Annotated in this window: 23 protein-coding genes and 1 riboswitch; of the genes, 15 read left to right on the top strand and 8 right to left on the bottom strand. The window is 69.8% G+C overall.

All coding sequences use genetic code 11. From position 1 onward, the window contains the following. Positions 1 to 45: 45 nt before the first annotated feature. The 5 genes from N7L95_RS15185 (at position 46) to N7L95_RS15165 (ending at position 5,076) form a co-directional block, all read left to right on the top strand. A complete protein-coding gene (locus N7L95_RS15185; RefSeq protein ID WP_301256087.1) occupies positions 46 to 1,905 on the top strand; it encodes an ABC transporter substrate-binding protein in 1,860 nt (619 codons plus the stop codon). Positions 1,906 to 1,986: 81 nt separating this feature from the next. Next, on the top strand, positions 1,987 to 2,496 hold the full coding sequence (locus tag N7L95_RS15180; RefSeq protein ID WP_301256086.1) for a flavin reductase family protein: 510 nt from the start codon (positions 1,987 to 1,989) through the stop codon (positions 2,494 to 2,496). Positions 2,497 to 2,670: 174 nt separating this feature from the next. Next, a riboswitch (FMN riboswitch) is annotated at positions 2,671 to 2,867 on the top strand. Between the two features lie 102 nt (positions 2,868 to 2,969). Further along, entirely contained in the window at positions 2,970 to 3,650 is a 681-nt protein-coding gene (ribB, locus tag N7L95_RS15175; RefSeq protein ID WP_301256085.1) for a 3,4-dihydroxy-2-butanone-4-phosphate synthase, read from the top strand. Positions 3,651 to 3,707: 57 nt separating this feature from the next. Beyond that, complete coding sequence (gene trxC / locus N7L95_RS15170; protein WP_301256084.1) at positions 3,708 to 4,127, top strand: thioredoxin TrxC; 420 nt, start codon at positions 3,708 to 3,710, stop codon at positions 4,125 to 4,127. A 49-nt stretch (positions 4,128 to 4,176) separates the two neighbouring features. Then, the gene (locus N7L95_RS15165) at positions 4,177 to 5,076 is read left to right on the top strand and encodes a DMT family transporter (protein ID WP_301256083.1); all 900 of its coding nucleotides are present in this window, start codon (positions 4,177 to 4,179) and stop codon (positions 5,074 to 5,076) included. A 15-nt stretch (positions 5,077 to 5,091) separates the two neighbouring features. On the opposite strand, the gene N7L95_RS15160 is transcribed toward N7L95_RS15165, so the two are convergent. Further along, a complete protein-coding gene (locus N7L95_RS15160; protein WP_301256082.1) occupies positions 5,092 to 6,042 on the bottom strand; it encodes an acyltransferase family protein in 951 nt (316 codons plus the stop codon). A gap of 138 nt (positions 6,043 to 6,180) precedes the next feature. On the opposite strand from N7L95_RS15160, the gene N7L95_RS15155 reads away from it, so the two are divergent. Both N7L95_RS15155 and N7L95_RS15150 read left to right on the top strand, forming a co-directional pair. After that, on the top strand, positions 6,181 to 7,848 hold the full coding sequence (locus N7L95_RS15155) for an MFS transporter (RefSeq protein ID WP_301256081.1): 1,668 nt from the start codon (positions 6,181 to 6,183) through the stop codon (positions 7,846 to 7,848). 21 nt (positions 7,849 to 7,869) lie between these two features. Then, positions 7,870 to 8,790 (top strand): M48 family metallopeptidase, encoded by a 921-nt coding sequence (locus tag N7L95_RS15150; protein ID WP_301256080.1) that lies wholly within the window; start codon positions 7,870 to 7,872, stop codon positions 8,788 to 8,790. A gap of 199 nt (positions 8,791 to 8,989) precedes the next feature. On the opposite strand, the gene N7L95_RS15145 is transcribed toward N7L95_RS15150, so the two are convergent. Next, on the bottom strand, positions 8,990 to 9,628 hold the full coding sequence (locus N7L95_RS15145) for an MBL fold metallo-hydrolase (protein WP_301256079.1): 639 nt from the start codon (positions 9,626 to 9,628) through the stop codon (positions 8,990 to 8,992). 95 nt (positions 9,629 to 9,723) lie between these two features. Further along, positions 9,724 to 10,194 (bottom strand): SWIB/MDM2 domain-containing protein, encoded by a 471-nt coding sequence (locus N7L95_RS15140; protein WP_301260161.1) that lies wholly within the window; start codon positions 10,192 to 10,194, stop codon positions 9,724 to 9,726. A gap of 365 nt (positions 10,195 to 10,559) precedes the next feature. Between N7L95_RS15140 and N7L95_RS15135 the strand changes: the two genes are divergently transcribed. Both N7L95_RS15135 and N7L95_RS15130 read left to right on the top strand, forming a co-directional pair. After that, positions 10,560 to 11,138 carry a DJ-1/PfpI family protein gene (locus N7L95_RS15135; protein ID WP_301256078.1) on the top strand — a complete coding sequence of 193 codons (579 nt, stop codon included), beginning with the start codon at positions 10,560 to 10,562 and terminating at the stop codon, positions 11,136 to 11,138. Positions 11,139 to 11,268: 130 nt separating this feature from the next. Beyond that, positions 11,269 to 11,643, top strand: a complete 375-nt coding sequence (locus N7L95_RS15130) for a ribbon-helix-helix domain-containing protein (RefSeq protein WP_301256077.1) — start codon at positions 11,269 to 11,271, stop codon at positions 11,641 to 11,643. 69 nt (positions 11,644 to 11,712) lie between these two features. On the opposite strand, the gene N7L95_RS15125 is transcribed toward N7L95_RS15130, so the two are convergent. Both N7L95_RS15125 and N7L95_RS15120 read right to left on the bottom strand, forming a co-directional pair. Further along, positions 11,713 to 12,399 (bottom strand): Fe2+-dependent dioxygenase, encoded by a 687-nt coding sequence (locus N7L95_RS15125; RefSeq protein ID WP_301256076.1) that lies wholly within the window; start codon positions 12,397 to 12,399, stop codon positions 11,713 to 11,715. Between the two features lie 84 nt (positions 12,400 to 12,483). After that, positions 12,484 to 14,739 (bottom strand): TonB-dependent receptor, encoded by a 2,256-nt coding sequence (locus N7L95_RS15120; RefSeq protein ID WP_301256075.1) that lies wholly within the window; start codon positions 14,737 to 14,739, stop codon positions 12,484 to 12,486. 286 nt (positions 14,740 to 15,025) lie between these two features. On the opposite strand from N7L95_RS15120, the gene N7L95_RS15115 reads away from it, so the two are divergent. Together N7L95_RS15115 and N7L95_RS15110 are read left to right on the top strand one after the other, a co-directional pair. Beyond that, the gene (locus N7L95_RS15115) at positions 15,026 to 16,201 is read left to right on the top strand and encodes a GGDEF domain-containing protein (RefSeq protein WP_301256074.1); all 1,176 of its coding nucleotides are present in this window, start codon (positions 15,026 to 15,028) and stop codon (positions 16,199 to 16,201) included. Further along, positions 16,198 to 17,322 carry a GGDEF domain-containing protein gene (locus tag N7L95_RS15110; RefSeq protein WP_301256073.1) on the top strand — a complete coding sequence of 375 codons (1,125 nt, stop codon included), beginning with the start codon at positions 16,198 to 16,200 and terminating at the stop codon, positions 17,320 to 17,322. The genes N7L95_RS15115 and N7L95_RS15110 overlap by 4 nt, the downstream gene beginning before the upstream one ends. Before the next feature lie 39 nt (positions 17,323 to 17,361). On the opposite strand, the gene N7L95_RS15105 is transcribed toward N7L95_RS15110, so the two are convergent. The 3 genes from N7L95_RS15105 to N7L95_RS15095 are packed head-to-tail and all read right to left on the bottom strand — an operon-like array spanning position 17,362 to position 20,940. Then, positions 17,362 to 18,906 (bottom strand): ATP-binding protein, encoded by a 1,545-nt coding sequence (locus N7L95_RS15105; protein WP_301256072.1) that lies wholly within the window; start codon positions 18,904 to 18,906, stop codon positions 17,362 to 17,364. Then, positions 18,896 to 19,612, bottom strand: a complete 717-nt coding sequence (locus tag N7L95_RS15100) for a response regulator (RefSeq protein WP_301256071.1) — start codon at positions 19,610 to 19,612, stop codon at positions 18,896 to 18,898. The genes N7L95_RS15105 and N7L95_RS15100 overlap by 11 nt, the downstream gene beginning before the upstream one ends. After that, positions 19,609 to 20,940, bottom strand: coding sequence for an ABC transporter substrate-binding protein (locus N7L95_RS15095; protein ID WP_301256070.1), 1,332 nt, complete (start codon positions 20,938 to 20,940; stop codon positions 19,609 to 19,611). The genes N7L95_RS15100 and N7L95_RS15095 overlap by 4 nt, the downstream gene beginning before the upstream one ends. Before the next feature lie 331 nt (positions 20,941 to 21,271). Here N7L95_RS15095 and N7L95_RS15090 point away from each other — a divergent pair, with 331 nt between their 5' ends. The 4 genes from N7L95_RS15090 (at position 21,272) to N7L95_RS15075 (ending at position 25,706) form a co-directional block, all read left to right on the top strand. After that, a complete protein-coding gene (locus tag N7L95_RS15090) occupies positions 21,272 to 22,531 on the top strand; it encodes an ABC transporter substrate-binding protein (protein WP_301256069.1) in 1,260 nt (419 codons plus the stop codon). Between the two features lie 284 nt (positions 22,532 to 22,815). After that, complete coding sequence (locus tag N7L95_RS15085) at positions 22,816 to 23,730, top strand: carbohydrate ABC transporter permease (RefSeq protein WP_301256068.1); 915 nt, start codon at positions 22,816 to 22,818, stop codon at positions 23,728 to 23,730. 13 nt (positions 23,731 to 23,743) lie between these two features. Beyond that, positions 23,744 to 24,583, top strand: coding sequence for a carbohydrate ABC transporter permease (locus N7L95_RS15080; RefSeq protein WP_301256067.1), 840 nt, complete (start codon positions 23,744 to 23,746; stop codon positions 24,581 to 24,583). A gap of 16 nt (positions 24,584 to 24,599) precedes the next feature. Further along, positions 24,600 to 25,706, top strand: a complete 1,107-nt coding sequence (locus tag N7L95_RS15075; RefSeq protein ID WP_301256066.1) for an ABC transporter ATP-binding protein — start codon at positions 24,600 to 24,602, stop codon at positions 25,704 to 25,706. Positions 25,707 to 25,719: the final 13 nt, after the last annotated feature.

Here is a 25,719-nt window from a genome sequence, read left to right as displayed (position 1 = left end):
CTAGACTTTGCGCCAAGGGTACACAACATGTTCGCGGAGCCATGAATGTCTGAACCAGCCGGTGGCAAGACCAGTCGATCTTTGCGTGCCTGGGCGCTGACGCTGGCCCTGGCCGTGGCAGGCGGCACCGGGCTGCTGCCGACCTCCGCCCAGGCGGCCCCGCCCGGCGACGCGGCAGCCCCGCCCAAGGTGCTGCGATACGTGTTCCCGGTGGCCGAGACCGGTTTCGATCCGGCGCAGATCTCCGACATCTACTCCCGGGTGGTGGCAGCCAACATCTTCGAGGCACCGCTGACCTACGACTACCTGGCCCGCCCGGCCCGGGTGAAGCCCAACACCGCGGTGGCGCTGCCGGAGGTGTCGCCCGACTTCCGCAGCTTCACCATCCGGCTGCGCCCGGGCATCTACTTCGCCGACGACCCGGCCTTCAAGGGCCGGCGCCGCGAGCTGACCGCGGCCGACTACGTCTACGCCATCAAGCGCATGTACGACCCACGCTGGAAGAGTCCGGCCCTGTACGTGCTCGAAGGCGCCAAGCTGGTCGGCATGAACGAGCTGCGGGAGCAGGTGGTGAAGGCCAAGAAGCCCTTTCCCTACGACACCGAGGTCGAGGGGCTCAAGGTGCTGGACCGCTACACCTTCCGCATCAAGCTGGTCGACCCCGCACCGCGCTTCCACTACACGATGACCGACCCGTCCGTCTTCGGCGCAGTGGCCCGCGAGGTGGTGGAGGCCTATGGCGACGACATCATGGCCCACCCGGTGGGCACCGGGCCGTTCCGGCTCGTCGAGTGGCGGCGGTCTTCCCGCATGGTGCTGGAGCGCAACCCCCACTTCCGCGAGGAGCTGTACGACGCCGAGCCGGCGCCGGACGATGCGGTGGGCCAGCGCATCCTGGCCCAGCTCAAGGGACGGCGCCTGCCGATGATCGACCGGGTCGACGTCTCGGTGATCGCCGAGGCCCAGCCGCGCTGGCTGGCCTTCCTCAATGCCGAGGTCGATTTCACGCCGGTGCCGCTGGAGTTCGCCGAGATCGCCGCCCCCAACGGCGTGCTGGCCGAGAACCTGGCCAAGCGCGGCATCCAGATGGACCGCCAGCTGGTCTCGGACATCACCCTGGCCTACTTCGCGATGGAGAACCCGGTGGTCGGCGGCTACACCGCCGAGAAGGTGGCCCTGCGCCGGGCGATTGCGCTGGCGGTGAACATCGATGAGGAGATCCGCATCGCACGGCGCAACCAGGCGGTGGCCGCGCAGTCCATCATCCCGCCGCTCACCTACGGCTACGACCCGGACTTCCGCAGCGAGAACAGCGAGTTCAGCCGCGCCAAGGCGCGCGCCCTGCTCGACATGTACGGCTATGTCGACAAGAACGGCGACGGCTGGCGCGAGCAGCCCGACGGCTCGCCGCTGGTGCTCGAGTACGCCACCGGCGGCGACACGCTGGCGCGCCAGTTCAACGAGCTGTGGAAGAAGAACATGGACGCCATCGGCATCCGCATCGTCTTCAAGATCGCGCAATGGCCCGAGCAGCTGAAGATGTCGCGCGCCGGCAAGCTGATGATGTGGGGGGTCGGCTTCAGTGCCACCATTCCGGACGGCGACGATTTCCTGGCCACCGGCTACGGCCCGAACAAGGGCGCCGGCAACCATGCCCGCTTCGACCTGCCGGCCTTCAACCGGCTCTACGAGCGGCAGCAGGTGCTGCCCGACGGGCCCGAGCGGCTGGCACTGATGGAGGAGGCCAAGAAGCTGCTGATCGCCTACATGCCCTACAAGGTGCTGACCCACCGCATCGCCACGGACGTCAGCCACCCCTGGGTCATCGGCTACCGGCGGCATCCCTTCATGCGGGAGTTCTGGCGCTACGTCGATATCGACATGGCGCGCCGCGCAAAGCCCTGAGGCGGCGCTGCCAAGGGCCTGCGGCCGGCAGGCTCGCCGGGCTTCAAGAATAATGCGGGGTGTCGCCCCACTCCTTGTGCCGTGAATTCCCCTCGTCAGGCCGCTGCGCCCACCTTCTCGTCCTTGCAGTTCCGGCAGGCCCTCGGCATGTTCGCCACCGGGGTCACCGTGGTCACGGCCCGCGACGCCGACGGCAGCCTGATCGGGCTGACCGCCAATTCCTTCAATTCGGTCTCGCTGGACCCGCCGCTGGTGCTGTGGAGCCTGTCGCGCCGTGCCGGCTCCCTGCCGGTGTTCGCGGCCGGCACGCACTACGCGATCAACATCCTGGCGGCCGACCAGATGCAGCTGGCCGGGCAGTTCGCCGCGAAGAACGTCGACCGCTGGGCCGGCGTGGCCTTCCATCCGGGGGTGGCCGGCGCACCGGTGCTGGACGGCGCGGTGGCGGTGTTCGAATGCTTCAACCGCAGCCAGTACGAGGAAGGCGACCATGTCATCTTCGTCGGCGAGGTCGAGCACTGCAGCCAGCGGCCCGAGGCCACGCCGCTGATCTTCCACGGCGGGCGCTACTTCACCGAGCTGCCCTTGTAAGGCGCCGCGCCGGGCTGAGGCGGCCCGCCCTGCTGCCATGCCATGCCGGGCCGGGGGCACACGCGGTCCTCGCTGCCGCTTTCGCCTGGCCGCAGGGCCGGCCGACGCGGTCGCCCGCTTGCGGCGGCTGTCGTTTGCGCGACGCGCCCGGCGGCGCAAAGCCGCCTATGATGTGCCGGTCTTCAGGGCGGGGTGGAAGTCCCCACCGGCGGTAAGAGCCCGGCCAGATCTGGTCGGCTCGAGCCCGCGAGCGCCCGGAGCCGCAAGGCCCCGGGGTCAGCAGATCCGGTAGTGCCGGCCAAGGCCCCGTCAGGGTCCGGCCGGCGCGAAGCCGGGGCCGACGGTCACAGTCCGGATGAAAGAAGACCAACGGTGGCGCCTGCCGGGCTGCCGCACGCTTGCCGCGTGCGTGCCCCGGCGGGGCGCTGCCGTGCCCTGGAACGCCCATTGTTTTTGCCTGACCGGAGCGTTTCATGAACACCCCCTTGCCGACCCTGGCGGCCGACACGGCCGCCCCTGCCTTCCCTTCCTCCACCGTGGCGTCCCTGCCCGCCGCCTGGCGGGCCGCCCTCGATGCCCTGCGCCGCGGCGACGCGGTGCTGGTGCTCGACGACGAGGACCGCGAGAACGAGGCCGACCTGATCGCCGCCGCCAGCACCATGCAGGAAGCCACCATGGCCCGCATGATCCGCGACGGCAGCGGCATCGTCTGCCTTTGCCTCGACCCGGACACGGTGGACCGGCTGGGCCTGCCGCCGATGAGCCTGCACAACGAAAGCCGCTTCGGCACGGCCTTTACCGTGTCCATCGAGGCACGCGAAGGCATCGGCACCGGCGTCAGCGCGCGCGACCGGCTCACCACCATCGCCGCGGCCCTCGGCCGGGCGCCCGGCGGAGTGGCCAGCCCGGGCCATGTGTTTCCGCTGCGCGCGGCGCGCGGTGGCCTGGCCGAGCGGCGCGGCCATACCGAAGCCTCGGTGGAGCTGGCACAGGCTGCCGGCCTCGCGCCGGCCGGGGTGCTGTGCGAGCTGATGAATCCGGACGGCAGCATGGCGCGCGGCGAGCAGGTGCAGCGCTATGCCGAGGCGCACGGGCTGGTGGTGCTGACGCTGGACGACATCCTGCAGATGCGGGCCCTGCTGCGCGAGGCTTGAAGCCGGCCGGCATCGCCTCCATCTGCAGGCGATGCCCCATTCCCGCAGGACCGCGCCATGTTGATCGCCTGTCCCCATTGCCACACCCTGAACCGGGTGCCCGACCAGCGCCTGGCCGAGGACCCGTCCTGCGGGCGCTGCAAGCAGGGCTTGCTGGCCGGCGTGCCGGTCGCGGTGAGCGATGCCAGCTTCGATGCGGTCGTGCAGCGCACCGAATTGCCAGTGGTGGTCGATGTGTGGGCGCCCTGGTGCGGCCCCTGCCGGGCCATGGCGCCGCAGTTCGAGCAGGCGGCCCGGCAACTGAAGGGCCGTGCCCTGCTGCTCAAGCTCGACAGCGACGAAAACCCCCGCATCGCTGGTCGCCTGGGCATCCGCAGCATTCCGACGCTGCTGTTGTTTCACCAGGGCCGCGAACTCAAGCGCAGCAGCGGCACGATGCCCGCGGGCGAGCTGGTGCGCTGGGTGGGCGCTGGCTGAGCCACGGCGGCGCCGGCAGGAAAACCCCTGCGCGGGCAGAATCGCCCGCATGTCCGAACGCCTGAACCACCTTGACGGCCGTGCCGTCGTCCTGCTGCTCGTGTGCTGCCTGCTGTGGGGGCTGCAGCAGATCGTTGCCAAGGCCACGCTGCCGTTGATGCCGCCGATCTCGCAGGCGGCCCTGCGTTCTGGCGTGGCCGCCTTGCTGGTCTGGGCCTGGGCGCGCCGCCGCGGCACGCCGCTGTTCAAGGCCGACGGCACCCTGCCCGGCGGGCTGCTGGCCGGCCTCTTGTTCGCGACCGAGTTCGTCTGCATCTACATCGGGCTGGGCCACACCGACGCCTCTCGGCTGGTGGTGCTGGTCTACCTGGCGCCTTTCGTGGTGGCCGCCGGCATGCCCTTCATCACCCGTGCCGAGAAGCTCGCGCCGATGCAGGTGGCCGGCCTGCTGCTCGGGTTCGTCGCGGTGGTGCTCGCCTTCAGCGACAGCCTGGGCGGCCCGCCGCGCGGTGACCAGCGCTGGCTGGGCGACATGCTGTCGGTGCTGGCTGCCATGCTGTGGGGCGCCACCACCCTCACCATCCGCGCCACTCGGCTGGCGGTGGCGCCGCCCGAGAAGACCTTGTTCTACCAGCTGGCCGTGTCGGCCGTGGCCTTGACGGTGCTGGCCTGGGCACGCGGCGAAGCGTGGCCGGCGAGCTGGCCGGCCACCTTGCTCGGCTCTCTGTTCTTCCAGACCGTGGTGGTCGCCTTCGTCAGCTACCTGGCCTGGTTCTGGCTGGTGCGGCACTACCCGGCCACGCGGCTGTCGTCCTTCACCTTCCTGACGCCGCTGTTCGGGCTGCTGTTCGGCTGGTTGTTGCTGGGCGAGGCGGTCACGCCGCAGCTGCTGCTGGCGCTCGGTGGCGTGGCCACCGGCATCTGGCTGGTCAACCGGCAGCCGCGATGAAGCGCCGCCGCCGGCTCAGATGAACACGCGCCAGCGCTGGTTGAGCCGGATCACGAGCGGCGCGACGAGCAGGCAGCAGGCCAGCGAGGCCAGCACCACCATCGTCGGCGAGTCCAGCCCGGCGCGCGGCAGGTTCTTCAGGAACAGCGGGTGCACGAAGAAGATCACCGCCGACAGCTCGGTCAGCCGCGCCGAGGAACTGTGCGTGCGCGCCTGGACGGCCAGCAGGAACATCGCCGTGCAGGCCAGCGGCAGGCCCACCAGCAGGTCGATGCTTTGCGTCGGCGCGAGCCCCAGCTGCTGGTTCACCAGGTATTCCGCCACCACGCCGGCCAGCCCCAGGGCGAGTGCCAGCACCAGCGTACCGCGCGACACCCGCTGCTCCAGCTGGGTGCGGGCGAGCAGGAAGCCAATGGCGAACATGGGGAAGCCGAAGAAGGCGAAGTTGCGGTGCACCGAGTCCTTCTGCAGCAGGGCATCCAGCCGGGTGCCTTCGAAGAGGTGGTAGTTGCCGGCATATTGCACGCACAGCCCGGCCAGGTAGGCCAGCGCGATGGCGGCCAGCAGCCACGGCGTGGACCAGCGCCGCAGCAGGTAGACCACCCCGCCAGCGAGCAGCGTGGCCGGCAGGTACCAGAGGTGCCAGTAGCCAACCACCATCGTGCTCAGGAGGCCCAGCGGCCCCTTGGCCTGCTGCCAGATGTAGTAGCTGTAGACCAGCGACCAGGTCAGGTAGAAGATGGCGATGCGGGAACCCCAGGTGGCCCAGCTGCCGCGCCGCTCCAGCATCTGGAAGAAGTAGTACCCGTTGATGATGAAGAACACCGGCACGGCGAGCCGGAACAGGTAGTTCTCGAGGAAGTGGCTGGTGCCGGGAGCGACGTCCAGCAGCACATGTCCGTGCAGGCCGACGATGGTGGCAGCCAGCACGACCTTCAGCGCATCGAGTGTGGCGTTGCGGGTCATGTCCGGGGTGTTGGGGCAAAAGGCGCCGGAGTCTCGCATGTCCGACAGGGTGCAGGCGTAGCGGTTTGTGAATGCTGCCGCAGCACCCGGGCCGGGCGGGGCCTGCTGCGGCGCTGCCCGGCCTCCCTAGAATGCCGCATGACCCAGCCCGCCCCCGATCCCGCGCAGACCGCTCGTACTGTCGATGCCGCCGCCGAGGCACGGCCGCCCGTTCCCTTCCATCGTCGCAAGCTCTTCTGGGTGGCGCTGCTGTACTTCTCCGAAGGGCTGCCGCTGGGCATCTTCTACGACATCTTCCCGGTCTACTTCCGCCAGCAGGGCGTGGAGCTCGGGCAGATCGGGTTGCTGAGCCTGCTGGGCCTGGCCTGGACCGTGAAGTTCCTGTGGGCGCCCGCCATCGACTGGACGCGCCGGCACCGCTGGTGGATTGCCGCCGCCAACCTGGGCATGGCCCTGGTGATGTGGCTCTTCGCCGGTGCCCTCGGCTTCGGCCCCTGGGTCTGGGTGGCGATCGGCATCTTCACGATGCTGTCGGCGACCAACGACATCGCCACCGACGGCTACACCATCGAGCTGCTCGACAAGCGCGAATACGGGCTGGCCAACGGCCTGCGCATCGGCTTCTACCGGGTCGGCATGCTGGCTGCGGGCGTGGTGCTGATGGTCTCCGGCTGGTCCGGCTGGAGCGGGGCCTTCCTGCTCGGCGGCGCGGTGTTCGTGCTCAATGCGCTCGCGGTGCTGGCCGCGCCGCGAGAGGCGGTGCGTGAGCGCCCGCCCGCCGGCGGCGCCGCCCGCGAGCTCGCCATGCTGCGCGAGCAGCCCCTGTGGTTGCTGGCACTGGCGCTCGTGGTGCTGGGCCTGCTGTGGCCGGCGCTGCTGGTGCTGGTGGAAAAAATGGTGCTGATGTCGGGCGGCGCACGGCCCGAGTTCTCGGGCTGGATGAAGGCCTTCGCGCCGGTCTGCCTGATGTTCGCAGGCGCCGGCCTGCTCGTGCATGCGGCCCAGGGGCCGCGCGCGGCAGCCATGCGCCAAGGTCCGGTGTTCGGCGCCTGGGTGGAGCTGCTGGCGCGGCCCGGCATGCTGGCGATGCTGCTGTTCATCCTGTTGTTCAAGCTGGGCGATGCGGCGATGGGCTTCATGGTGAAGCCGTTCTGGGTCGACGCCGGCTTCTCCAACCAGCAGATCGGCCTCGTCAGCGTGATGTTCGGGCTGGCGCTGTCCATCGCCGGCGGCCTGCTCGGCGGCTGGTATGTCGACCGCGCCGGCATCTTCAAGGGGCTGTGGGTGCTGGGCCTGTGGCAGGCGGTGTCCAACCTCGCCTATGCGCTGGCCGCCTGGCAGGTGGACCGCATGGCAGCCCAGGGGCTCGGGCCGAGTGCCAGCATGTCGGGCCAGTTCTCGGCCTGGTGGCAGGCGGCCAGCGCGGCGGGCGCGGGCGAGTGGCTGTCGCAGGGGCAGGCCTTGCTGGGGTTGGCGGGGCGCTCGCTGGCGGCCGTCAACGGGGTCGACCTGTCGGTGTACGGCGCCAGCGCACTCGAGAGCTTCACCGGCGGGCTGGGCACGGGCGCCTTCCTGGCCTTCCTGATGGCGCTGACGCACCGCGCACGCGCCACCACCGAATATGCGATCCTCTCGTCGATCTTCGCCTTCTCGCGTGCGGTGGCAGGCTGGGCGGGCGGGGTCGGCGCCCAGGAGATGGGCTTCGCGGCCTATTTCTTCCTGACCTTCTGGCTGTCCTTTCCGGCTTACCTGTTGTTGCCGCAGGTCAGGCGCATGTTGGAACAACAAGACCGTAGGGAGATCTGAACTGCCATGAAATTCCAAGCGATGCACCCCCACCCTTGCGCCCTGTGTGCCGGCCTCGCGGGGCTGCAGGAGCCGCAGGCCGCCGCGCCCGCCGGCGGCCCGTCCCGGCCGGCGCGGCGCCTGTTCACCGGTGCGCTGCTCGCGGCCGGCGCCGGCATGGTGCTGCCGGCCTTCGCACGTGACGGCATCGATGTTGGCAAGCAGTCGTCGTTCTCGAAGCTGGTGCCGGCCGAGCAGGTCGAGGCGGCCGCCACCCAGCAGTACGCCGAGATGCTGCAGCAGGCCCGCGCGCAGAACGCGCTGGGGGCCGACAACCATCCCCAGGTGCTGCGGCTGCGTGACATTGCCCAGCGGCTGATCCCGTTCTCCTACGAATGGAACCCGCGCGCGCGGGACTGGCGCTGGGAGGTCAACCTGATCGGCTCCAAGCAGCTCAACGCCTTCTGCATGCCGGGTGGCAAGATCGCCTTCTACAGCGGCATCCTTCAGCAGCTCAAGCTCGATGACGATGAAGTCGCCCAGATCATGGGCCATGAAATTGCGCATGCATTGCGCGAGCATGCGCGCGAGCGCATGGGCAAGACGGCAGCGACCCGCATCGGTGCCGGCGTGCTGAGCAGCCTGCTGGGCCTCGGCAACACCGGCGATGCCTTGCTCAACATGGGGGGGCAGCTGCTGACCCTGAAGTTCAGCCGCGAGGACGAGTCCGAGAGCGACCTGGTCGGCATGGACATCGCGGCACGTGCCGGCTACAACCCGCATGCCGGCGTCTCGCTGTGGCGCAAGATGCTCGCCGCGAGCAAGGGCGCACCGCCCCAGTTCCTCTCGACCCACCCGGCCGGCGAGACCCGCATCCGCGACATCGAGCGCAACCTGCCGCGGGTGATGCCGCTCTACGAGCGCGCCCCCAAGCCGCCCCGGCGCTTCGAGCCCGCGGCCTGACGACCGGGGGCCGGCCACCGCCCGGTGAACCCGAGGCGGGCGGTGGCCACCAGCGAGCGCGGGGAGGCGAGACGGCACTGTGGCCGCGACGCGTGCATGGCCAGCGGCTGCCTGGCCTTCTGTCATGCCGCCTGCTGCGCCTTGTTCTTTGCGCGCGGGGGGCCCTCTCGGGCACTGCCGCCGTCGGCTCGCTGCGAGCTCAGGTGCCCCCGACGAAGGGATTCGACCGGCGTTCCTCGCCGAAGCTGCTCTCCGGCCCGTGGCCGGGGATGAAGACGACGTCGTCGCCCATGGGCCACAGGCGCTGGGTGATCGAATCGATGAGCGTCTGGTGGTGGCCGCCGGGGAAGTCGGTGCGGCCGATGCTGCCGGCGAACAGCACGTCGCCCACGAACGCGCGCCGCGCCGTGTCGCAGAAGAAGACCACGTGGCCCGGGGTGTGGCCCGGACAGTGGCGCACCTGCAGCCGGCAATGACCGATCTCGACGCTGTCACCGTCGGCCAGCCAGCGTGACGGCGTGAAGGCCTCGCTCGGCGGAAAGCCGAACATCGCGCCTTGCTGGGGCAGCGCGTCGATCCAGAACTGGTCGTCCGGATGCGGGCCGATGACGGACAAGCCCTGCTCACGTGCCAGCTGGGCCGTGCCTCCGGCATGGTCGATGTGAGCGTGCGTCAGCCAGATCTGCTGCAGCTGCACGCCCAGCTGCTCCACCGCCTGCAGCAGCCGCGGCAGGTCGCCCCCGGGGTCAATGACGGCTGCATGCCGTGTCTCGTCGCACCAGACGATGGAGCAGTTCTGCTGGAAGGGGGTGACCGGGACGGTGTGGTAGCGGAGCATGGGCAGCGGCGGTGGTTCGGTGGCAATGCCGGAGCACGGCGGCAAGAAAAAAGCCCGGCGGGTCGCGCCGGGCTTTCGAGAGAGGGTCGTCGGACTTACTTCAACTGAGCGCTGATCAGCTTGGTCATCTCGAACATCGACACCTGGTCCTTCTTGAAGAGTTCCTTCAACTTGGCGTCGGCGTTGATCATCCGCTTGTTCTCTGCGTCCTGCAGCTTGTTCTTCTTGATGTAGTCCCAGACCTTCTTGGTCACTTCGGTACGCGGCAAGGGCTTGTCACCGATCACTGCAGCCAGCACCGGGCTCGGCGTCATCGCCTTCATGAAGGCGGCGTTCGGCGTGCGCTTGGTCTTGGGCTTGGCGGTCTTGGCTGCGGCCTTCTTCGCAGGGGCGGCCTTCTTGGCTGCGACCTTCTTGGCCGGAGCTGCCTTCTTCGCCGGTGCCGCCTTCTTCGCCGGTGCCGCCTTCTTTGCAGCGACCGCAGCCTTCTTCGCCGGAGCGACTTTCTTGGCCGGGGCCTTTTTCGCTGCCGCCTTTTTGGCGGGAGCTTTCTTCGCAGTTGCCATGTCGAATTTCTCCATCAAATGAACGGTTGATGTGCCGGGCCGGGGCAAGGGCCGCATGAGCCCTCGTTCTCTCTCAACACCCGCGTCGCGAATGGTACTGCGAGAGTGCTGCATTGAGAAGCAGGTTTCCCAGGGAAATCAAGCGTTTGGCCCAGTGTGGATGCGGTTTTGTCGCGGCCCGGCATCAGTCTTTGCCTCGAGGCACGCGACAGAGGCACCAAGAGCACTCTCCAGAGGGCGCGAGGGCCTCGCAGTAGCGGGCTACTACCCATCGCGCAGAGGGCATCTCGACAATGCAGGCAGGCCTGCCGTCGAGGCGGTGACGGCCTATCCTCAGATGCGTTCCTTCCACTCAGGAGACTCTCATGGCGAAGAAGATCCTCATGCTCGTCGGCGACTTCGGCGAGGACTACGAGACGATGGTGCCCTTCCAGGCCCTCTCGATGGTGGGCCACACGGTGCATGCGGTGTGTCCCGACAAGCGTGCCGGCGAGTGGGTGATGACGGCCATCCATGACTTCGACGGCTATCAGACCTACTCGGAAAAGCCCGGCCATCGATTCACGCTCAATGCCAGCTTCGACGAAGTGCGCCCGGAAGACTACGACGCGCTGGTGGTGCCCGGAGGCCGCGCACCCGAATACCTGCGCATGAACGAGAAGGTCATCGCCTGTGTGCGGCACTTTGCCGGGGCGGGCAAGCCGATCGCGGCGGTCTGCCATGGCGCCCAGCTGCTGGCTGCTGCCGGTGTGATCCGGGGCAAGAAGGTCTCTGCCTACCCTGCTTGCGCGGCCGAGGTCGAGCTGGCCGGTGGCAGCTATGCCGCCATCCCGGTGGACCAGGCGGTCACCGACGGCATGCTGGTCACGGCGCCTGCCTGGCCTGCGCATGCGGCCTGGCTCGCCCAGTTCCTCACGCTGCTGGGCACCCGCATCGAGCTCTGAGCCGGTTCGAGCGCCGGCAGCGGAGGCCCGGCCGGCGCCCGTCCTGTGCCCCCGCTTCCCAGCATGCAGCGCAGCGGCTATGGTGTGGGGCCCGCGCGCAGCCGCGCGCGCGTGACCCGGAGAGCAGGCGATGTGCGAGATCTTCCTCAGTGCCCCACCGCAGTCCTATGCCTGCAAGACGCGCTCGGTGCGCCTGCACGGCGGGGTCACCAGCATCCGGCTGGAGAACCTGTACTGGGAGGTGCTGGCCGAGATCGGCCAGCGCGACGGCATGAGCCTGGGCCAGCTGCTCGAGCGGCTCTATGACGAGCTGGTGGCCGCGCGCGGCGAGGTCGGCAACTTCGCCTCCTTCCTGCGCGTCAGCGCGCTGCGCTACATGGCCCTGCAGGCTCAGCAGCGCATCCCCACCGACCTGGCGGTGCCGATCCGGTCGCTCGATGCGCGTCGCGTTCTGGAGCACCTGCCGCCCAGCTGGGCGCACCGTGGGGCCGCGGTGCCCGGCTAGTCCTGGCCAGGGAGGCAGCCCGCCATGGCGCCCCGGCGCCGGTACGAGGGGGGCCGGCCGCGGCGGCGCTCAGACGTCGGACCACATCCTCAGCAGGTTGTGGTACGTGCCGGTCAGCCGCACCACGGCCGGCGTGTCGCCGTGCTCCTCGCGCAGCTTCAGCAGGCTCATGTCGAGGTCGAACAGCAGGCGGCGCTGCTCATCGCTGCGCACCATGCTCTGCACCCAGAAGAAGCTGGCCAGGCGCGCACCGCGGGTCACCGGCTCGACCCGGTGCACGCTGGACGACGGGTAGATCACCATGTCGCCCGCCGGCAGCTTGACGGATTGCGTGCCGAAGGTGTCCTCGATGATCAGCTCGCCGCCGTCGTAGTCCTCCGGGTCGGACAGGAACAGCGTGCAGGACACGTCGGTGCGCATCCGCTCGCCGCTGCCGTCGTGCAGGAAGCGCACCGCGTTGTCGATGTGGTTGCCGAAGGCGTTGGCCTCGCCGGCATAGCGGTTGAACAGCGGCGGGAACACATGCCGCGGCAGCGCCGCGGTGAAGAACAGCTTGCTGCGCTTGAGGCCCTGCAGCACCTGGCCCTGCAGCTGTCGGGTGACCGGGTGGTCCTGCGGCAGCTGGCGGTTGTTCTTGACCTGGGCCGACTGGCTGCCGGCGGTGACGCGACCGTCGTCCCAGGGGGCCTGTGCGAGCACCTCGCGCAGCTGGCGCACTTCGTCGCGGGTCAGGACCTCGGGGAGGTTCAGCAACATGATGGGTCTCTCCGGAAGAAAAAACGGGGTGGCCTCGGCCACCCCGCAGCAAGATGCGCGCCCCGCCAAGGCGGGGCAGGCGGGTCAGAACTTCGCGGCCAGCGTGAGCTGGGCGGCGCGGGTCTGGCCGGGGACGGTGTGGCCGCGGTAGATGCCGTCGGCGTAGATCTTGTCGGTCAGGTTGAGCAGGTTGAGCTTCACGGTGTAGGGGCCACCGCTGTATTCGACCATGGCGTCGGCCTTCACATAGCCCGGCGCCCGGTTGACGATGCCCTGGGCGTTGGGCGCTTCACCGGAAGCCGGCACGCGGTCGCTCATGCCGTCGGCGCCAATGCCCACGCGCCATTTCGGCGTCAGGCGGTAGGTGGCCCAGACGTTGCCGGTCCAGCGCGGCGTGAGGCCGCTGTCCTTGCCCACCGCACGGGCGTTGTTCTGGCCCGCCTTGTCGATGTTGCCGCGCATGTAGGCCACGCCACCGAAGATCTCCAGCTCGGGCAGCGGCCGGCCGGCGGCTTCGAACTCGATGCCGTCGGTGTGGCGCTTGGCGTTCAGCAGGAAGTTGTTGGGGCCTGCCTCGGCCGCGTCGGTGTTGCGCTCGTTGTACTTCTCGGTGCGGAAGACGGCGGTGCGCAGCGACAGGTTGCCGTCATACAGGTCCCACTTCGCGCCGACCTCGAAGTTGCGGCTCTTCTCGGGCGGCGTGTTCACGGTGCGGGCGTCGTACTGGTACAGGTCGCCCGAGGCGTTGAACGAGGTGCCGTAGGAGACGTAGTAGGACGAGCTCAGGTCCGGCTGGTAGAGCGCGCCGAAGCGGTGGCTCCACATCTTGTCGGTGCGCGACAGCGGGCCGCCGTTGCTGCGCTCGTAGTCGCCCGAGAAGTGGTCGTAGCGCAGGCCGACGATCAGCTTCCACTGCGGGGCGATTTGCACCATGTCCTGCACATACAGGCCCAGCGTGTCGGAGGTGAAGCGGTTGCTCGGCGCGCGGGTGCGGGTGTCAGCCGCCGCGGCGGACGGACCGGGCCGGCCCCAGGTGGTGTTGCCCTTGGGGTTGATCGCCCGGCCGGCGCCATCGAGCGGGAAGGTGTAGCTGTAGGTGGACGAATCCTCGCGGGTGTACTCCCCGCCGGCCAGCAGCTCGTGCTTCACGCCGAACCAGTCGGCCTTGCCGGTGTAGTCGGTCTGCAGGAAGCGGTGGCGGTCCTTGCCGCCCCGGGTCTGGTTGCCACGGGTGATCACCGTGCTGTCGGTGATGGCGTCTTCGGACGACAGCGTGCCGGCGAAGCGGGCGGTGCTGGCCCACAGGTCACGCTTGTAGCGGCCGTCGCGGTAGGTGGTGCGGATCTCGCCGCCGTCGGCGAAGCGGTGCAGCCAGCTGGCGAAGCCGTAGTTCGCCGAGTCCTTCTGGTAGTCGGACTCGAAGCCGTACCAGCGCTCGGCGGCCCGCTCCACCGGCCGGCCGTTGACCCAGGCGATACCGAAGTCGGGCACGTCGTCGTAGCTCAGGTGGTAGAAGCCCACCGAGAACTCGTCGGCGGTGCCGATGCCCCAGCGGTAGGTCGGTGCGATGCCCTGGCGGTCGGTCTCGGGGCCGTTGCGGAAGCTCTTCGCGTCGGTCTTCATTACGTTGACGCGCAGCGCGGCATCCTCGCCGGTCTTCAGGTTGAAGTCACCGGTCAGGCGGTAGTAGTCGTCGGTGCCGGCGGTGAACTCCACCGAATGCTCGTTCAGCAGGAAGGGCTGCTTGCTGACCTGGTTGATGATGCCGCCGGTCGAGCCACGGCCGTAGAGCATGGAGGCCGAACCGCGCAGCACCTCGATGCGGTCCTGGTTGAAGGTGTCGCGGTTGTATTGCGCGATGTCGCGCATGCCGTCCTGGAAGATGTCGCCGCGCGCCGAGAAGCCGCGGATGCGGATCAGGTCGCCGATCGTGCCGCCCTCGCCCGCCTCGAAGGCGATGCCGGTCACGGTGTGCATGGCCGACTTCAGCGTGTCGTAGTTCTTGTCATCCATCAGCTTCTCGTTGACCACCGTCACCGATTGCGGGATGTCGCGCAGCTGCTGCTTGCCCTTGCCAGCCGTGGTCGTGGTGGCCTGGTAGGCCTCCTTGCCCGGGCTGCGCGGGGTGCTGCCCTTGACCCGCACCTCCGGCAGGTTGCGCTCGCCTGCGGTGGCCGCCGGTTCGGCCGACTGCGCCAGCGCCAGGCCGGCAAAGCCGAAGCCGGCCGCCAGCGCGCCCAGCGGAGCCAGCACGGCAGCGGTGGATGATTTGCGGGCGGGGGCCGTGGTCGCGGCAGCTTGGGGCCGCGCGGGGCGCGACGAGGTTTTGCGACGGGTCATGTCTGCGAACTCCGAGTGAAAAACAAGAACGTCAACCGGGCCCCCGGTGCTGGCAAAAAAAAGCGCGCGAAGCCGTCGCTCGCGCGCCCGGAGCTTCCTGAGAGTGGGCGGTCAATGTGCTAATGATAAACATTCTCATTTTGAGTTGACACAAAAAGTGCTTGACTTTGTCCGCCTGCATGCGGTGGTTGCGGCAGGTTTGCAACACTCAAGCCGGCCGCGGCATGGCCGATAAGGACAAAGTCCCCTTCTTGTCCGCAGTCCGGCGGCAAGCCGTTCCGCCACCATGAGCCGTTCCTTCCCGGTCCCTCCCGCCAGCCGCGCACGCCGTGCCGGCCGCGCCATCGACGCGATGGGGCGGTGGCGCCGGGCGTTGCAGGCGCTGGCCGCCCAGGTGTGCTTCCTGCCGCACCTGGCCTGCCTGCTGGTGCTGGCGGTCGATGCCGCCACCGGCCGGCTCGATGTCCTGGCCGCGGTGGGCTTGGGGCTCTACCTGGCGGTGACGCCGCCGGCCTTCCACTTCGCGATGTCGGAGTCCCGCGTGCTGACAGCCAGCCGGGCCCAGTGGGTGATGGCCCAGTCGCTGGTGACGGTGTTCAACATCGCCCTCACTTACCTTGTCGCCGGCCCGGGCTACGGCCTGACGGTGACGGTGGCGTGCTTCGCGCTGACGCTGGCACTGTTTCGCCTCGGGCCGCGGCGCGCCGCCTGGCTGTGCCTGTGGACCGCCCTGCTGTTGGGCGCGGCCATGGCCGCCAAGTCGCTGCTAGATCCAGTGCGCCACCCCTGGCGTTCGGAGGCGGTCTACTTCGTGCTGCTGGTCGGCGCGGCACTGACGGTGCGCGCACTCGTCGGGCGGCTGGCCGCCCTGCGCCACCGCCTCGCCAGGCAGCGCCATGAACTGGACCAGGCCCTGCAGCGCATCGGGCAGCTGGCGGCCACCGATCCGCTGACCGGCCTGTACAACCGCCGGCGCATGACCGAATGGCTGCAGCGCAGCGCCGCCGACGTGCGCCGCTGGAAGGCACCCCACAGCGTGGCGCTGCTGGACCTCGACCATTTCAAGCAGATCAACGACCAGCATGGCCACGCGGCCGGCGACGCAGTGCTGCGCAGCGTCGCCCGCGAAATCCAGGCCTGCCTGGGCGATTCCGACGTGGCTGCGCGCTGGGGTGGCGAGGAATTCCTGCTGCTGTTTCCCGGCCGCTCGCCCGAGCAGGCGGCCCGCCTCCTCGATGCCTTGCGCCTGCGGCTGCGCGCCGCCGAGGTCTGCCCGGCCTGCCCGCCACTGCGGGCCGGCTTCTCCGCCGGCGTGGCGGCATTGCATGACGGCGAGGGCTGGGAGGCGGCGGTCGCACGCGCGGACGCCGCGATGTACCGCGCCAAGCAACAAGGCCGCGGCCGCAACGTGCTCGATGCCGCCGCGGCCGCTCACGTGCCGGCCGAGGTGGCGGTGGCATGAACCAGCCGGCGGGTGCGGTCCCCTCGCCGCCCAGCGTGGCGGACCGGCTGCTGCTGGGCCGGGATGCACGGCAGCGCATCCGGGTGCGGCATTCGCTGATGTCGTCGCAGATGTACCTGCTGTGCTCGGCGCTGATGCTCTATACCGCCTGGCTCGGCCAGGTGCCATGGGCCAATGCCCTCGGCATGTCGGCCTGGATGCTGGGCAGCGGCGCCTTGTTCTACCTGCTGCTGCGCAGCGGCATGAGCCGCCGCTGGCGCGACCCTTCGCTGACCCTGCCGCAGATCCTCGCCGCCATTGCCTGCGTGGCGGGCTGCTATGCGAACGCGCCGGTCCACCATGGCGGGGCGCTCGCCATGCTGGTGATGGTGCTGGCCTTCGGCGTGTTCAACCTGAGCCGCCGCCAGGCACGCTGGGCCACGGCCTGGGCACTGCTGGCGCTGGGCGCCGCGGCCGCCTGGCGGCAGGCGGGCGATCCGCTGCACTATCCCGGCGCCCTGCAGCTGTTGAACCTGGCGGTGGTGGCGCTGCTGGCGCCGGTGCTGACGCGGGAGGCGGCCGCGCTGGCGGCGCTGCGTGTCGAGCTGCGGGCCCAGAACGACCAGCTGAATGAAGCCTTGCGCCACATCGAGGCGATGGCCGAGCGCGACGAACTGACCGGCCTGCCGAACCGCCGTGCCGCGGCCGACATGCTGGCCCGCGAGGCCGCCCGACCCGCGGGCGGGCGCCGGCTGTGCGTGGCCATGCTGGACCTGGACCACTTCAAGCACATCAACGACACCCACGGCCATGCGGCGGGCGACGAGGTGCTGCGCGCCTTTGCGGCCCTGGCGCTGGCCACGCTGCGCGAATGCGACCTGCTGGCCCGCTGGGGCGGCGAGGAATTCCTGCTGGCCATGCCGGGCACCGAGCTGCCGCAGGCCCGGCTGGCGATCGAGCGGCTGCGCCAGGCCTTGCAGCAGCAGCCCTGGCTGCCGGGCGTGCTGGAGGGGCCCGTCACCTTCTCGGCCGGCATCGCCGAGGTGCTGCATGCGGCCGACCTGGAAGCCGCCATCGCCCGCGCCGACGGCGCGCTTTACGCCGCCAAGCAGGCGGGCCGCGACCGCAGCGAATGTGCCTGAGCGCCGGCTTGCCCGCAGCGCCGCTGCCGAGCGCTGGCGCTAGCCCAGCGGCAGCAGCACCGTGGCCATCAGCCCGCCTTCCGGGTGGTTGGCCAGCCTCAGCTGCCCGCCATGGGCATGCACCACATTGCGGGCGATGCCCAGCCCCAGGCCCATGCCCTCGCGGCGGGTGCGGCGCCCGTGCTCCAGTCGCACGTAGGGCTGGCCGAGCTTGTCCAGCGCGGCCTCCGGCACGCCGGGACCGTGGTCGCGGATGGTCAGCACCACCCGCTCGGCTTCGCTGTCGACGCGGATGTCGGCGCGCTCGCCGTACTGCAGCGCGTTGTCCAGCAGGTTGGTGAGGGCCCGCTTGAGGGCCAGCGGCTTGACCCGCACCGACAGCGCCGGCGCCTGCAGGCTCACCTCGCGGCCGGCCATGCGGGCGTCGCGCACCAGGCGCTCCAGCATGTGGTCGAGCCGCACCTCCACCTGGTTCTCGTGGATGTCGGTGTCCTTCACGCTCTGCAGGGCGCCCTTGACCATCATGTCGAGGTCGTCCAGGTCCTCGTGGAACTCAGCCTGCAGGCTGTCGTCGTCGAGCAGCTCGGTGCGCAGCTTGAGCCGGGTGATGGGTGTGCGCAGGTCGTGCGAGATGGTGGCGAACAGGCGCTCGCGGTCCATCAGGTAGCGCTGGATGCGCTCCTGCATGTCGTTGAAGGCGCGGATGGTGCGCTGCACCTCCCGGGTGCCGGCCACCGGCAGCGGGTCGGCGCTGATGCCGTTGCCGAAGGCGGTCGCCGCCCGGCCCAGCCGCGCCAGCGGCCGCGTCAGCGTGCGCACCACCGCCACCGACAGCAGCAGCACCGCCCCCAGCGTGATCACCTGCGGCAGCAGCCGGTCCACTGCGTAGGGGTTGGCGTTCTCCAGGAAATACGGGTCGGGCATGGCCGAGGCCAGGTAGAGCCAGCTGCCCGACTCGATCTCGGCCTGGATCACGACGATGGGCGCCGGCCGCGCCGGTGACAGCAGCGTGGTGTCGATCCAGCCTTCCGGCAGGTCCTGCAGCTCCACTCCGTCGGGCGAGACATGCAGGCTGTGCGGCCAGGCGAGGGCCACCTTCAGGCTGCCGTCCACCGGCGCCTGCTGCTTCAGCGTCTGCGCCACCGTCTGGGCCACCAGCTGGGCCAGGGCCTCGCCTTGCACCGGCTCGACCTTGACCGGCTCCCGGTTCACGAAGACGAAGAACCGCGTGCCGCCCATCGTGCGCAGCTGCTCGATCAGCAGCGGCCGGAAGTTCACCGGCAGGTCGCGGAAGGAGCGGATCGCGCCGGCCGCGCCAATGGCCACGTGGTGGGCCGCCTGCTCCGCCTCGGCCTGCGCCCGCGAGCGCAGCTGCTGGGCCCACAGCAGGTTGGTGGCGAGCTGGGCCAGCAGCACCCCCGCCACCATCACCAGCGTGAAGCGGCCCTGCAGCGTGTTGCCGAACAGCTCGCCGAGCTGCCGCCAGGCAAAGCCACGGTGCCAGGCCGGGCGCGCCTCGGCGGCGTGCTCGGCCGACGGATCGGTGGCCAGCCCGGCCCGGGCGCGGGCCGCCTCACGGCTCATGGCTGGCCTCGACGGTGGTGCTCAGCACATAGCCGGTGCCGCGCACGGTCTTGATCAGGCTGGGCTGCTTGCCGTCGTCGTTGAGGCGCTGGCGCAGGCGGCTGACCTGCACGTCCAGCGCGCGGTCCAGCGGCCCCAGGTCGCGCCCGCGGGTGGCCTCGGCCAGGCGGTTGCGGTCGAGCACCTCGCCGGGATGCTCCACAAAGAGCTTGAGCAGCTGGTAGTCCATGCCGGTCAGGTCGGAGCTGCTGCCGTCGGGAGCGATCAGCACCCGCTCCAGCGCGTCGAGCACAAATCCGTGGAAGCGCCAGTAGCGCGGCGGGCTGCCCCGCTCCAGGCCGGCGCGCCGGTGGATGGCCTTGATGCGGGCCAGCAGCTCGCGCGGGCTGAAGGGCTTGCCGATGTAGTCGTCGGCACCCAGCTCCAGGCCCACCACCCGGTCGGTTTCCTCGGCGCTGGCGGTCAGCATGATCACCGGCACCTCCGAGCGGCGGCGCACCTGCTGGCACAGCGCGAAGCCGTCGGTGTCGGGCAGCATGACGTCCAGCACGCACAGGCTCAGCTCGTCGCGGAAGCGGTCGAACTCCGACAGGAAGCTGCAGCCGTCGTGCGCCAGGCGGACCTGGTACTGGTTCTTCTCCAGATAGGTCTTGAGCAGGGTGCGGATCTTCTGGTCGTCGTCGACGACAAGGATGGTGCGTTTCATGGGGTGCCGGTAACAGGGGGCTTGTGCAGGGCGCGCACCAGCGTGGCCAGCCGGCGCTGCGTGGCTTCGGTGCCCTGGCGCTGGTCGACGGCATAGCGGTGCACGGTGGCCATCAGCGCGTCCTTCAGCGCTTCGTCGGCGGCCATGCGGTGGGCCAGGCTGGGCAGGCGGGGCGCGTCGGCGCGCGAGAAGGTGAGCCAGGAGTCGCGGGCGCAGCTGTCGAGTGCCTGCGGGTCGATGTCGCGGCGCACCGGCACCGAGCCCTTGATGCGGTTGTAGCCCTGCTGCACCGGGGCGCTGAAGAGCTGCGCCGCCATCCGCTCCTGCACCGACTGGCGCGAGTAGTCGCCGGTCAGCATGGCCAGCGTGTCGATGCTGTAGAGGTGGCTGCCGGCGGTGCCGGGCACCGGCAGGCAGTCGAAGCTCTCGCCCAGCTGGGAGCCCAGGGCCATCAGCTCGCCCTTGGCCCAGTCGCCCATGATGAGCATGCCGGCGCGGTCGGCGGCCACTTCGCGGGCGGCTTCGGTCCAGGGGCGCTCGCCACTGCTGCCGAGGCTGCGCCACCAGCGCAGGCGCTCCAGCGCGCGGCCCACGGCGAGCCGGCCGTAGGCGTCGGGGTCGCGCTCGACGATCAGGCGCTGGTAGAGGGCGGGGCCGCCTTCGGCCAGCAGCAGCGCCTCGAAGACGGTGGCCACCTGCCAGGGCTCGTCGCTCCAGGCCACCGGCAGGTAGCCGGCCTGGCGCAACGCCTGGGCGGCCCGCTCGGCGGCGGCCCAGTCCTGCGGGGGCGCCAGCTTCAGGCGATCGAACAGCCGCCGGTTGTACAGCAGCACGTTGATGCGGTGCACGCCCAGCGGCGCCGCCACCACATGGCCACGGTGCGTCACATGGGCCTGCACCGCCGGGAACAGGGTGCGCGCCCACTCGCCCTGCCGCGCCACGCCGTCGAGCTCCAGCACCAGCCCCAGGTCGGCCCAGTCGCGCAGCACCGCGCCGATGAGTTGCGAGACGGCGGGCGGGCGGCCGCTGAGCAGGCGACCTTTCATGACCTTGGCGGCCGCCATGCCCGCGCCGCCGGCGATGGCGGTGTCGCGCCACTGGATGCCGACCTCGGCCAGCCGGGCGTCGAGGTGGTCGGCCGCGCGGCGCTCGCTCACCGAGGTCCACCAGTGCAGCACGTCCAGCGCTTGCGGCGGTGCTGGCTCGGTGCCCGCGGCCGGCGTGGCGGCCGACGCCGCAGCCAGCAGCGCCGAGGCCGCCATGCAGGCGGCGGCCAGCAGCCCGCGGCGGCGGCGGTGGAAGGCGGAAGGCGGGGCCGTCGAAACCATGGGCGAAGTCTGTGAAAGAAGTGTCCGGCGTTGGTGATTTATCGTAAGCCGCCCCTCGCCTTCGCGCCCTTGGGTTTTGCACCCTTGGCACCAGCGGCTTGCGAGGCAAGACGGCCGGTGGGCCCGCGTTGCGCATGGGCCGCCAACGTAAAGTTGCGTAACGCGGGCGGGCGGGCGGGTGCCCGCCGTGCCAGTCGCTGCAAGGCCTGGCGGGCAAATGGCGGCTGCCGGCATGGCTCGTTTGTGTCACACGAGCCCCCTCGATAAGGTGCGGGACGCGCTGGCCCTCGGGCACAGCGAGGCAACAGACCTACATCGAAGGAGACTCCCCATGAAAGCCCTGCCCTGCGTGGCCCGTCCCGTGCTGCTGGCCAGCGCCCTCGTCCTCGGCTGTGCCGCGCAGGCCGGCACCCTGACCATCGAGAGCTGGCGGGTCGACGACAAGTCGCTGTGGGAAGACGAGATCATTCCCGCCTTCCAGCGCAAGCACCCCGGCATCACGGTGAAGTTCGCGCCCACCGCGCCGACCGAGTACGACTCCAGCCTCACCGCCCGGGTGACGGCCGGCACCGCGGGTGACCTGATCGCCTGCCGCGCCTTCGACGTGTCGCTCAACCTGTACAAGAAGGGCCAGCTCGAGAAGCTCGACGGCAAGCCCGGCATGGAGCACTTCCCCGATTCGGCCAAGGTGGCCTGGCAGACCGACGACGGCCGCGACACCTATTGCATGCCGATGGCCTCCGTCATCCACGGCTTCTTCTACAACAAGAAGATCTTCAACGAGCTCAAGCTCAAGCCGCCGGCCACCGAGCAGGAATTCCTGAAGACGCTGGAGGCGATCAAGGCCGCTGGCAAGTACACCCCGCTTGCGCTGGGCACCGCCGACCAGTGGGAGGCGCACCAGATCGTCTACACCGGCATCGGCCCCAACCACTGGAAGGGCGAGGAAGGCCGCAAGGCCCTGCTGGAGGGCAAGAAGAAGCTGACCGATCCCGAGTTCGTCGGCGTCTGGGACAGCATGGCCAAGTGGACGCCCTACCTGGGCAAGGGCGCGTCCTCGCAGACCTATGCCGATTCGCAGAACCTCTTCGCCCTGGGTCGTGCGGCGATCTTCCCGGCCGGCTCCTGGGACATTGCCTACTTCCGCCAGCAGGGCGGGCTGGACTTCGCGGCCTTCCCGCCGCCGGTGACTGCGCCCGGCGCGCGGTGCCACATCTCGGACCACACCGACATCGGGATGGGCGTGAACAGCAAGTCCAAGAACAAGGAAGACGCCTACAAGTTCCTGGCCTGGCTCGGCTCGCAGGAATTTGCCGACCTCTACACCAACCGGGTGACCGGCTTCTTCTCGCTGTCCAACCACCTGATCGCGGTCAAGGACCCGGTGGCCAAGCAGATGATGGACTGGCGCAAGAGCTGCAGCTCCACCATCCGGCTCAATGCCCAGGTGATGAACCGCGGCGAGCCCAACATGGAAACCGAGTTCTGGAATGTCGACAGCCAGGTGCTCAACGGCAAGATGAGCCCGAAGCAGGCCGCCGAGCGCATGCAGGCCGGCTTCGCGCGGTGGTACGGGCCGCAGAAGAAGTGAGCCCGGCAGGGCGAGGCGGCCAAGGCAGCGTCCGGCAAGGACGGCCCCGGCCAGGGGCCGGGAAGCGGCCGGTCGCAGACCCGCAGCACCGGGGCAGCGCGGCGTGCATCTGCACGACCGGCCCGCTGCTGCCGCGCCTCCTCCCCTAATTGGCTGCACGGGCCCGGAGCCTGTGCGCCCGGGCGGTCCCTCGTCCCTCGCCTGCCGTGCCTGCCCTCCTCCTCGACCGGCGCCCTGTGGCTGACCGAGCCACGCCGGCACACCCGCTTTTGCGACCGAACGCCATGAACAGAGTCTCTCCCTGGCAGGTGGCGGCCTTCCTGCTGCCTGCCCTGCTGATCTACACCGTGTTCAGCGCCCTGCCACTGATCGACACGCTGCGCCTGGGCTTCTATGTCACCGACGACAGCGGCGCGCGGCATTTCGCGGGCCTCGCCAACTTCCATACCTTGCTGACCGACCCGCAATGGTCGGCCGGCTTCTGGAACGCGATGGCCAACAACCTGAAGTTCTTCCTCATCCACATGGCGGCGCAGAACCCGATCGGCCTGCTGCTGGCCGCGCTGCTCTCGCTGCGCGGCGTCAAGGGGGCGGCGGCCTACCGCACGGTGCTGTTCCTGCCGACCCTGCTGTCGGTGGTCATCATCGGCTTCGTCTGGCAGCTCATCCTGTCGCCGCTGTGGGGCGTGGCCGAGAACCTGCTGGGCTGGTTCGGCCTGCAGGACTGGTTCCAGCCCTGGCTGGGCGAGGAGGGCTCGGCGCTGACCACGCTGTCGCTGGTGTCGGTGTGGCAGTTCGTCGGCATCCCGATGATGCTGATCTACGCCGCGCTGATCGCCATTCCCGAGGAGATCGTGGAGGCCGCGGTGGTCGATGGCGCCAGCCCCTGGCGGGTGTTCTGGTCCATCCGGCTGCCGCTGATCCTGCCGACGCTGGGGCTAGTGACCATCCTCACCTTCGTCGCGAACTTCAATGCCTTCGACCTGGTTTACGCGGTCAAGGGTGCGGTGGCCGGGCCCAACTACAGCACCGACATCCTTGGCACCTTTTTCTACCGCACCTTCTTCGGCTACCAGTCGCAGGTGGGCAGCCCCACGATGGGCGCGGCCGTCGCCACGCTGATGTTCCTGGTCATCCTGGCCGGGGTGGGCCTGTACTTCTACGTCGTGCAGCGCCGGCTGCAGCGCTACACCTTCTGAGGCGGACACCACGATGCGCTCCCTCGCTCCCCCGGCCCTGCGCTCGGCCACCATCCACACCGTGCTCGGCGGCTACACGCTGCTGGCGCTGTTCCCCATCGTGCTGGTGCTCATCAATGCCTTCAAGAGCCGCCCGGCCATCTTCGACAACCCGCTGGCCCTGCCGACCGCCGAGACCTGGTCGCTGGTGGGCTTCGAGCGGGTGCTGTCGAAGTCGGCGGTGCCGATGTTCTTCGGCAACAGCCTGATCGTCACGGTGGCCTCGCTGGTGCTGATCCTGCTGTTCGGCGCCATGGCTGCCTGGGCCCTCACCGAGTACCGCTTCCGCGCACGCCGCTGGCTCACGCTGTACCTGGCCTTCGGCATCATGGTGCCGATCCGCCTGGGCACGGTCAGCATCCTGCAGCTGATGGTGCAGCTCGACCTGGTTAACACGCTCACCGCGCTGGTGCTGGTCTACACCGCGCAGGGGCTGCCGCTGGCGGTCTTCATCCTGAGCGAGTTCATCGCGCAGATCCCCCAGGACCTGAAGGACGCCGCCCGGTGCGACGGCATCGGCGAGTTCCGGATCTTCTTCCAGGTGGTGCTGCCGCTGGTGCGGCCTGCGGTGGCGACGGTCGGGGTCTTCACGATGGTGCCGATCTGGAACGACCTGTGGTTCCCGCTCATCCTGGCCCCCGGCGACAGCACCCAGACCATCACGCTGGGCGTGCAGCAGTTCATCGGTCAGTACGCCACCGACTGGAACGCGGTGCTGGCGGCGCTGACGCTGGCCATCATCCCGGTGCTGGTCATCTACGCCCTGTTCTCGCGCCAGCTGATCCGCGGCATCACCGCCGGCGCCGTCAAATAGCAAGGAGGAGCAAGCCATGGCCCAAGTCACGCTCAGCGGCATCACCAAGCGCTACGGCGGGCACGACACCCCCACGGTGCTGGAGGGGGTGGACCTGACGATCGAGAAAGGCGAGTTCGTCGTGCTGGTCGGCCCCTCGGGCTGCGGCAAGTCGACCCTGCTGCGCATGCTCAGCGGGCTGGAAGACATCACCGAAGGCGAGCTCTGCATCGCCGGCCGGCGCGTCAACGAGTTGCCCCCGGCGCAGCGCGGCATTGCGATGGTGTTCCAGTCGTATGCGCTCTATCCGCACATGACGGTCTACCGCAACATGGCCTTCGGCCTGTCGCGCCGGGTGCCCGAGCGGGCCGAGATGGACCGCCGCATCCGCGACGCCGCCAAGGTGCTGCACATCGACCACCTGCTGCACCGCCTGCCACGCGACCTGTCGGGTGGCCAGCGCCAGCGGGTGGCCATCGGCCGGGCCATCGTGCGCCAGCCGGAGCTGTTCCTGTTCGACGAGCCGCTGTCCAACCTCGACGCCGCGTTGCGCGTGGCAACCCGGGTGGAGATCGCGCGGCTGCACCGCGAGCTGGGCGTGAGCATCGTCTACGTCACCCACGACCAGGTCGAGGCGATGACGCTGGGCGACAAGATCGTGGTGCTGCATGAAGGGCGCATCCAGCAGTCGGGCACGCCGCTGCAGCTCTACCACCATCCGGCCAACCGCTTCGTGGCGCGCTTCATCGGCACCCCGGCGATGAACCTGCTGCCGGCCCGCGTGATGCATGCAAACGAGCGTGAGGTGCACTGGGTGTGCCCGCGTGGCCCGCAGGGCGAGGCCGCGGTGGACGGCAGCGCCCTGGCGGTGGGCGAGGACATCGAGATCGGCGTGCGGCCCGAGCACCTCGCCCTGGCGGCCAAGGACGGCCCGGGCCTGCGCTGGCGTGGCACGGTGGAACTGGTGGAGTACCTCGGCGACTGCTACCTCGCGCATGTGCGCCTGATGTGCGAGGACACCGTGGTGGTGGCCAAGCTCACCGGCGCGGCGCCCGCCCTGCAGCAGGAAGCGACCCTGTGCGCGCCGAGCAGCGCCGTGCACCTCTTTCGCGCCGACGGCAGCGCCTGCCGGCGGATCAGCTGAGGCGCACGAGGGC

The organism is Eleftheria terrae (assembly GCF_030419005.1).
In the GTDB taxonomy this organism is placed as follows: Bacteria; Pseudomonadota; Gammaproteobacteria; order Burkholderiales; family Burkholderiaceae_C; genus Caldimonas; species Caldimonas terrae.
The sequence above is the reverse complement of the archived record's forward strand: the minus strand, read 5'-3'. Positions and strand labels throughout refer to the sequence as shown.

What these genes read in the sequence shown, in the direction of transcription:
- N7L95_RS15185 (WP_301256087.1), top strand. Translation starts at nt 46, where the DNA reads ATGTCTGAACCAGCCGGTGGCAAGACCAGTCGATCTTTGCGTGCCTGG.
- ribB (WP_301256085.1), top strand. Translation starts at nt 2,970, where the DNA reads ATGAACACCCCCTTGCCGACCCTGGCGGCCGACACGGCCGCCCCTGCC.
- trxC (WP_301256084.1), top strand. Translation starts at nt 3,708, where the DNA reads ATGTTGATCGCCTGTCCCCATTGCCACACCCTGAACCGGGTGCCCGAC.
- N7L95_RS15165 (WP_301256083.1), top strand. Translation starts at nt 4,177, where the DNA reads ATGTCCGAACGCCTGAACCACCTTGACGGCCGTGCCGTCGTCCTGCTG.
- N7L95_RS15160 (WP_301256082.1), bottom strand. Translation starts at nt 6,042, where the DNA reads ATGACCCGCAACGCCACACTCGATGCGCTGAAGGTCGTGCTGGCTGCC.
- N7L95_RS15155 (WP_301256081.1), top strand. Translation starts at nt 6,181, where the DNA reads ATGACCCAGCCCGCCCCCGATCCCGCGCAGACCGCTCGTACTGTCGAT.
- N7L95_RS15150 (WP_301256080.1), top strand. Translation starts at nt 7,870, where the DNA reads ATGCACCCCCACCCTTGCGCCCTGTGTGCCGGCCTCGCGGGGCTGCAG.
- N7L95_RS15145 (WP_301256079.1), bottom strand. Translation starts at nt 9,628, where the DNA reads ATGCTCCGCTACCACACCGTCCCGGTCACCCCCTTCCAGCAGAACTGC.
- N7L95_RS15140 (WP_301260161.1), bottom strand. Translation starts at nt 10,194, where the DNA reads ATGGCAACTGCGAAGAAAGCTCCCGCCAAAAAGGCGGCAGCGAAAAAG.
- N7L95_RS15135 (WP_301256078.1), top strand. Translation starts at nt 10,560, where the DNA reads ATGGCGAAGAAGATCCTCATGCTCGTCGGCGACTTCGGCGAGGACTAC.
- N7L95_RS15130 (WP_301256077.1), top strand. Translation starts at nt 11,269, where the DNA reads ATGTGCGAGATCTTCCTCAGTGCCCCACCGCAGTCCTATGCCTGCAAG.
- N7L95_RS15125 (WP_301256076.1), bottom strand. Translation starts at nt 12,399, where the DNA reads ATGTTGCTGAACCTCCCCGAGGTCCTGACCCGCGACGAAGTGCGCCAG.
- N7L95_RS15120 (WP_301256075.1), bottom strand. Translation starts at nt 14,739, where the DNA reads ATGACCCGTCGCAAAACCTCGTCGCGCCCCGCGCGGCCCCAAGCTGCC.
- N7L95_RS15115 (WP_301256074.1), top strand. Translation starts at nt 15,026, where the DNA reads ATGAGCCGTTCCTTCCCGGTCCCTCCCGCCAGCCGCGCACGCCGTGCC.
- N7L95_RS15110 (WP_301256073.1), top strand. Translation starts at nt 16,198, where the DNA reads ATGAACCAGCCGGCGGGTGCGGTCCCCTCGCCGCCCAGCGTGGCGGAC.
- N7L95_RS15105 (WP_301256072.1), bottom strand. Translation starts at nt 18,906, where the DNA reads ATGAGCCGTGAGGCGGCCCGCGCCCGGGCCGGGCTGGCCACCGATCCG.
- N7L95_RS15100 (WP_301256071.1), bottom strand. Translation starts at nt 19,612, where the DNA reads ATGAAACGCACCATCCTTGTCGTCGACGACGACCAGAAGATCCGCACC.
- N7L95_RS15095 (WP_301256070.1), bottom strand. Translation starts at nt 20,940, where the DNA reads ATGGTTTCGACGGCCCCGCCTTCCGCCTTCCACCGCCGCCGCCGCGGG.
- N7L95_RS15090 (WP_301256069.1), top strand. Translation starts at nt 21,272, where the DNA reads ATGAAAGCCCTGCCCTGCGTGGCCCGTCCCGTGCTGCTGGCCAGCGCC.
- N7L95_RS15085 (WP_301256068.1), top strand. Translation starts at nt 22,816, where the DNA reads ATGAACAGAGTCTCTCCCTGGCAGGTGGCGGCCTTCCTGCTGCCTGCC.
- N7L95_RS15080 (WP_301256067.1), top strand. Translation starts at nt 23,744, where the DNA reads ATGCGCTCCCTCGCTCCCCCGGCCCTGCGCTCGGCCACCATCCACACC.
- N7L95_RS15075 (WP_301256066.1), top strand. Translation starts at nt 24,600, where the DNA reads ATGGCCCAAGTCACGCTCAGCGGCATCACCAAGCGCTACGGCGGGCAC.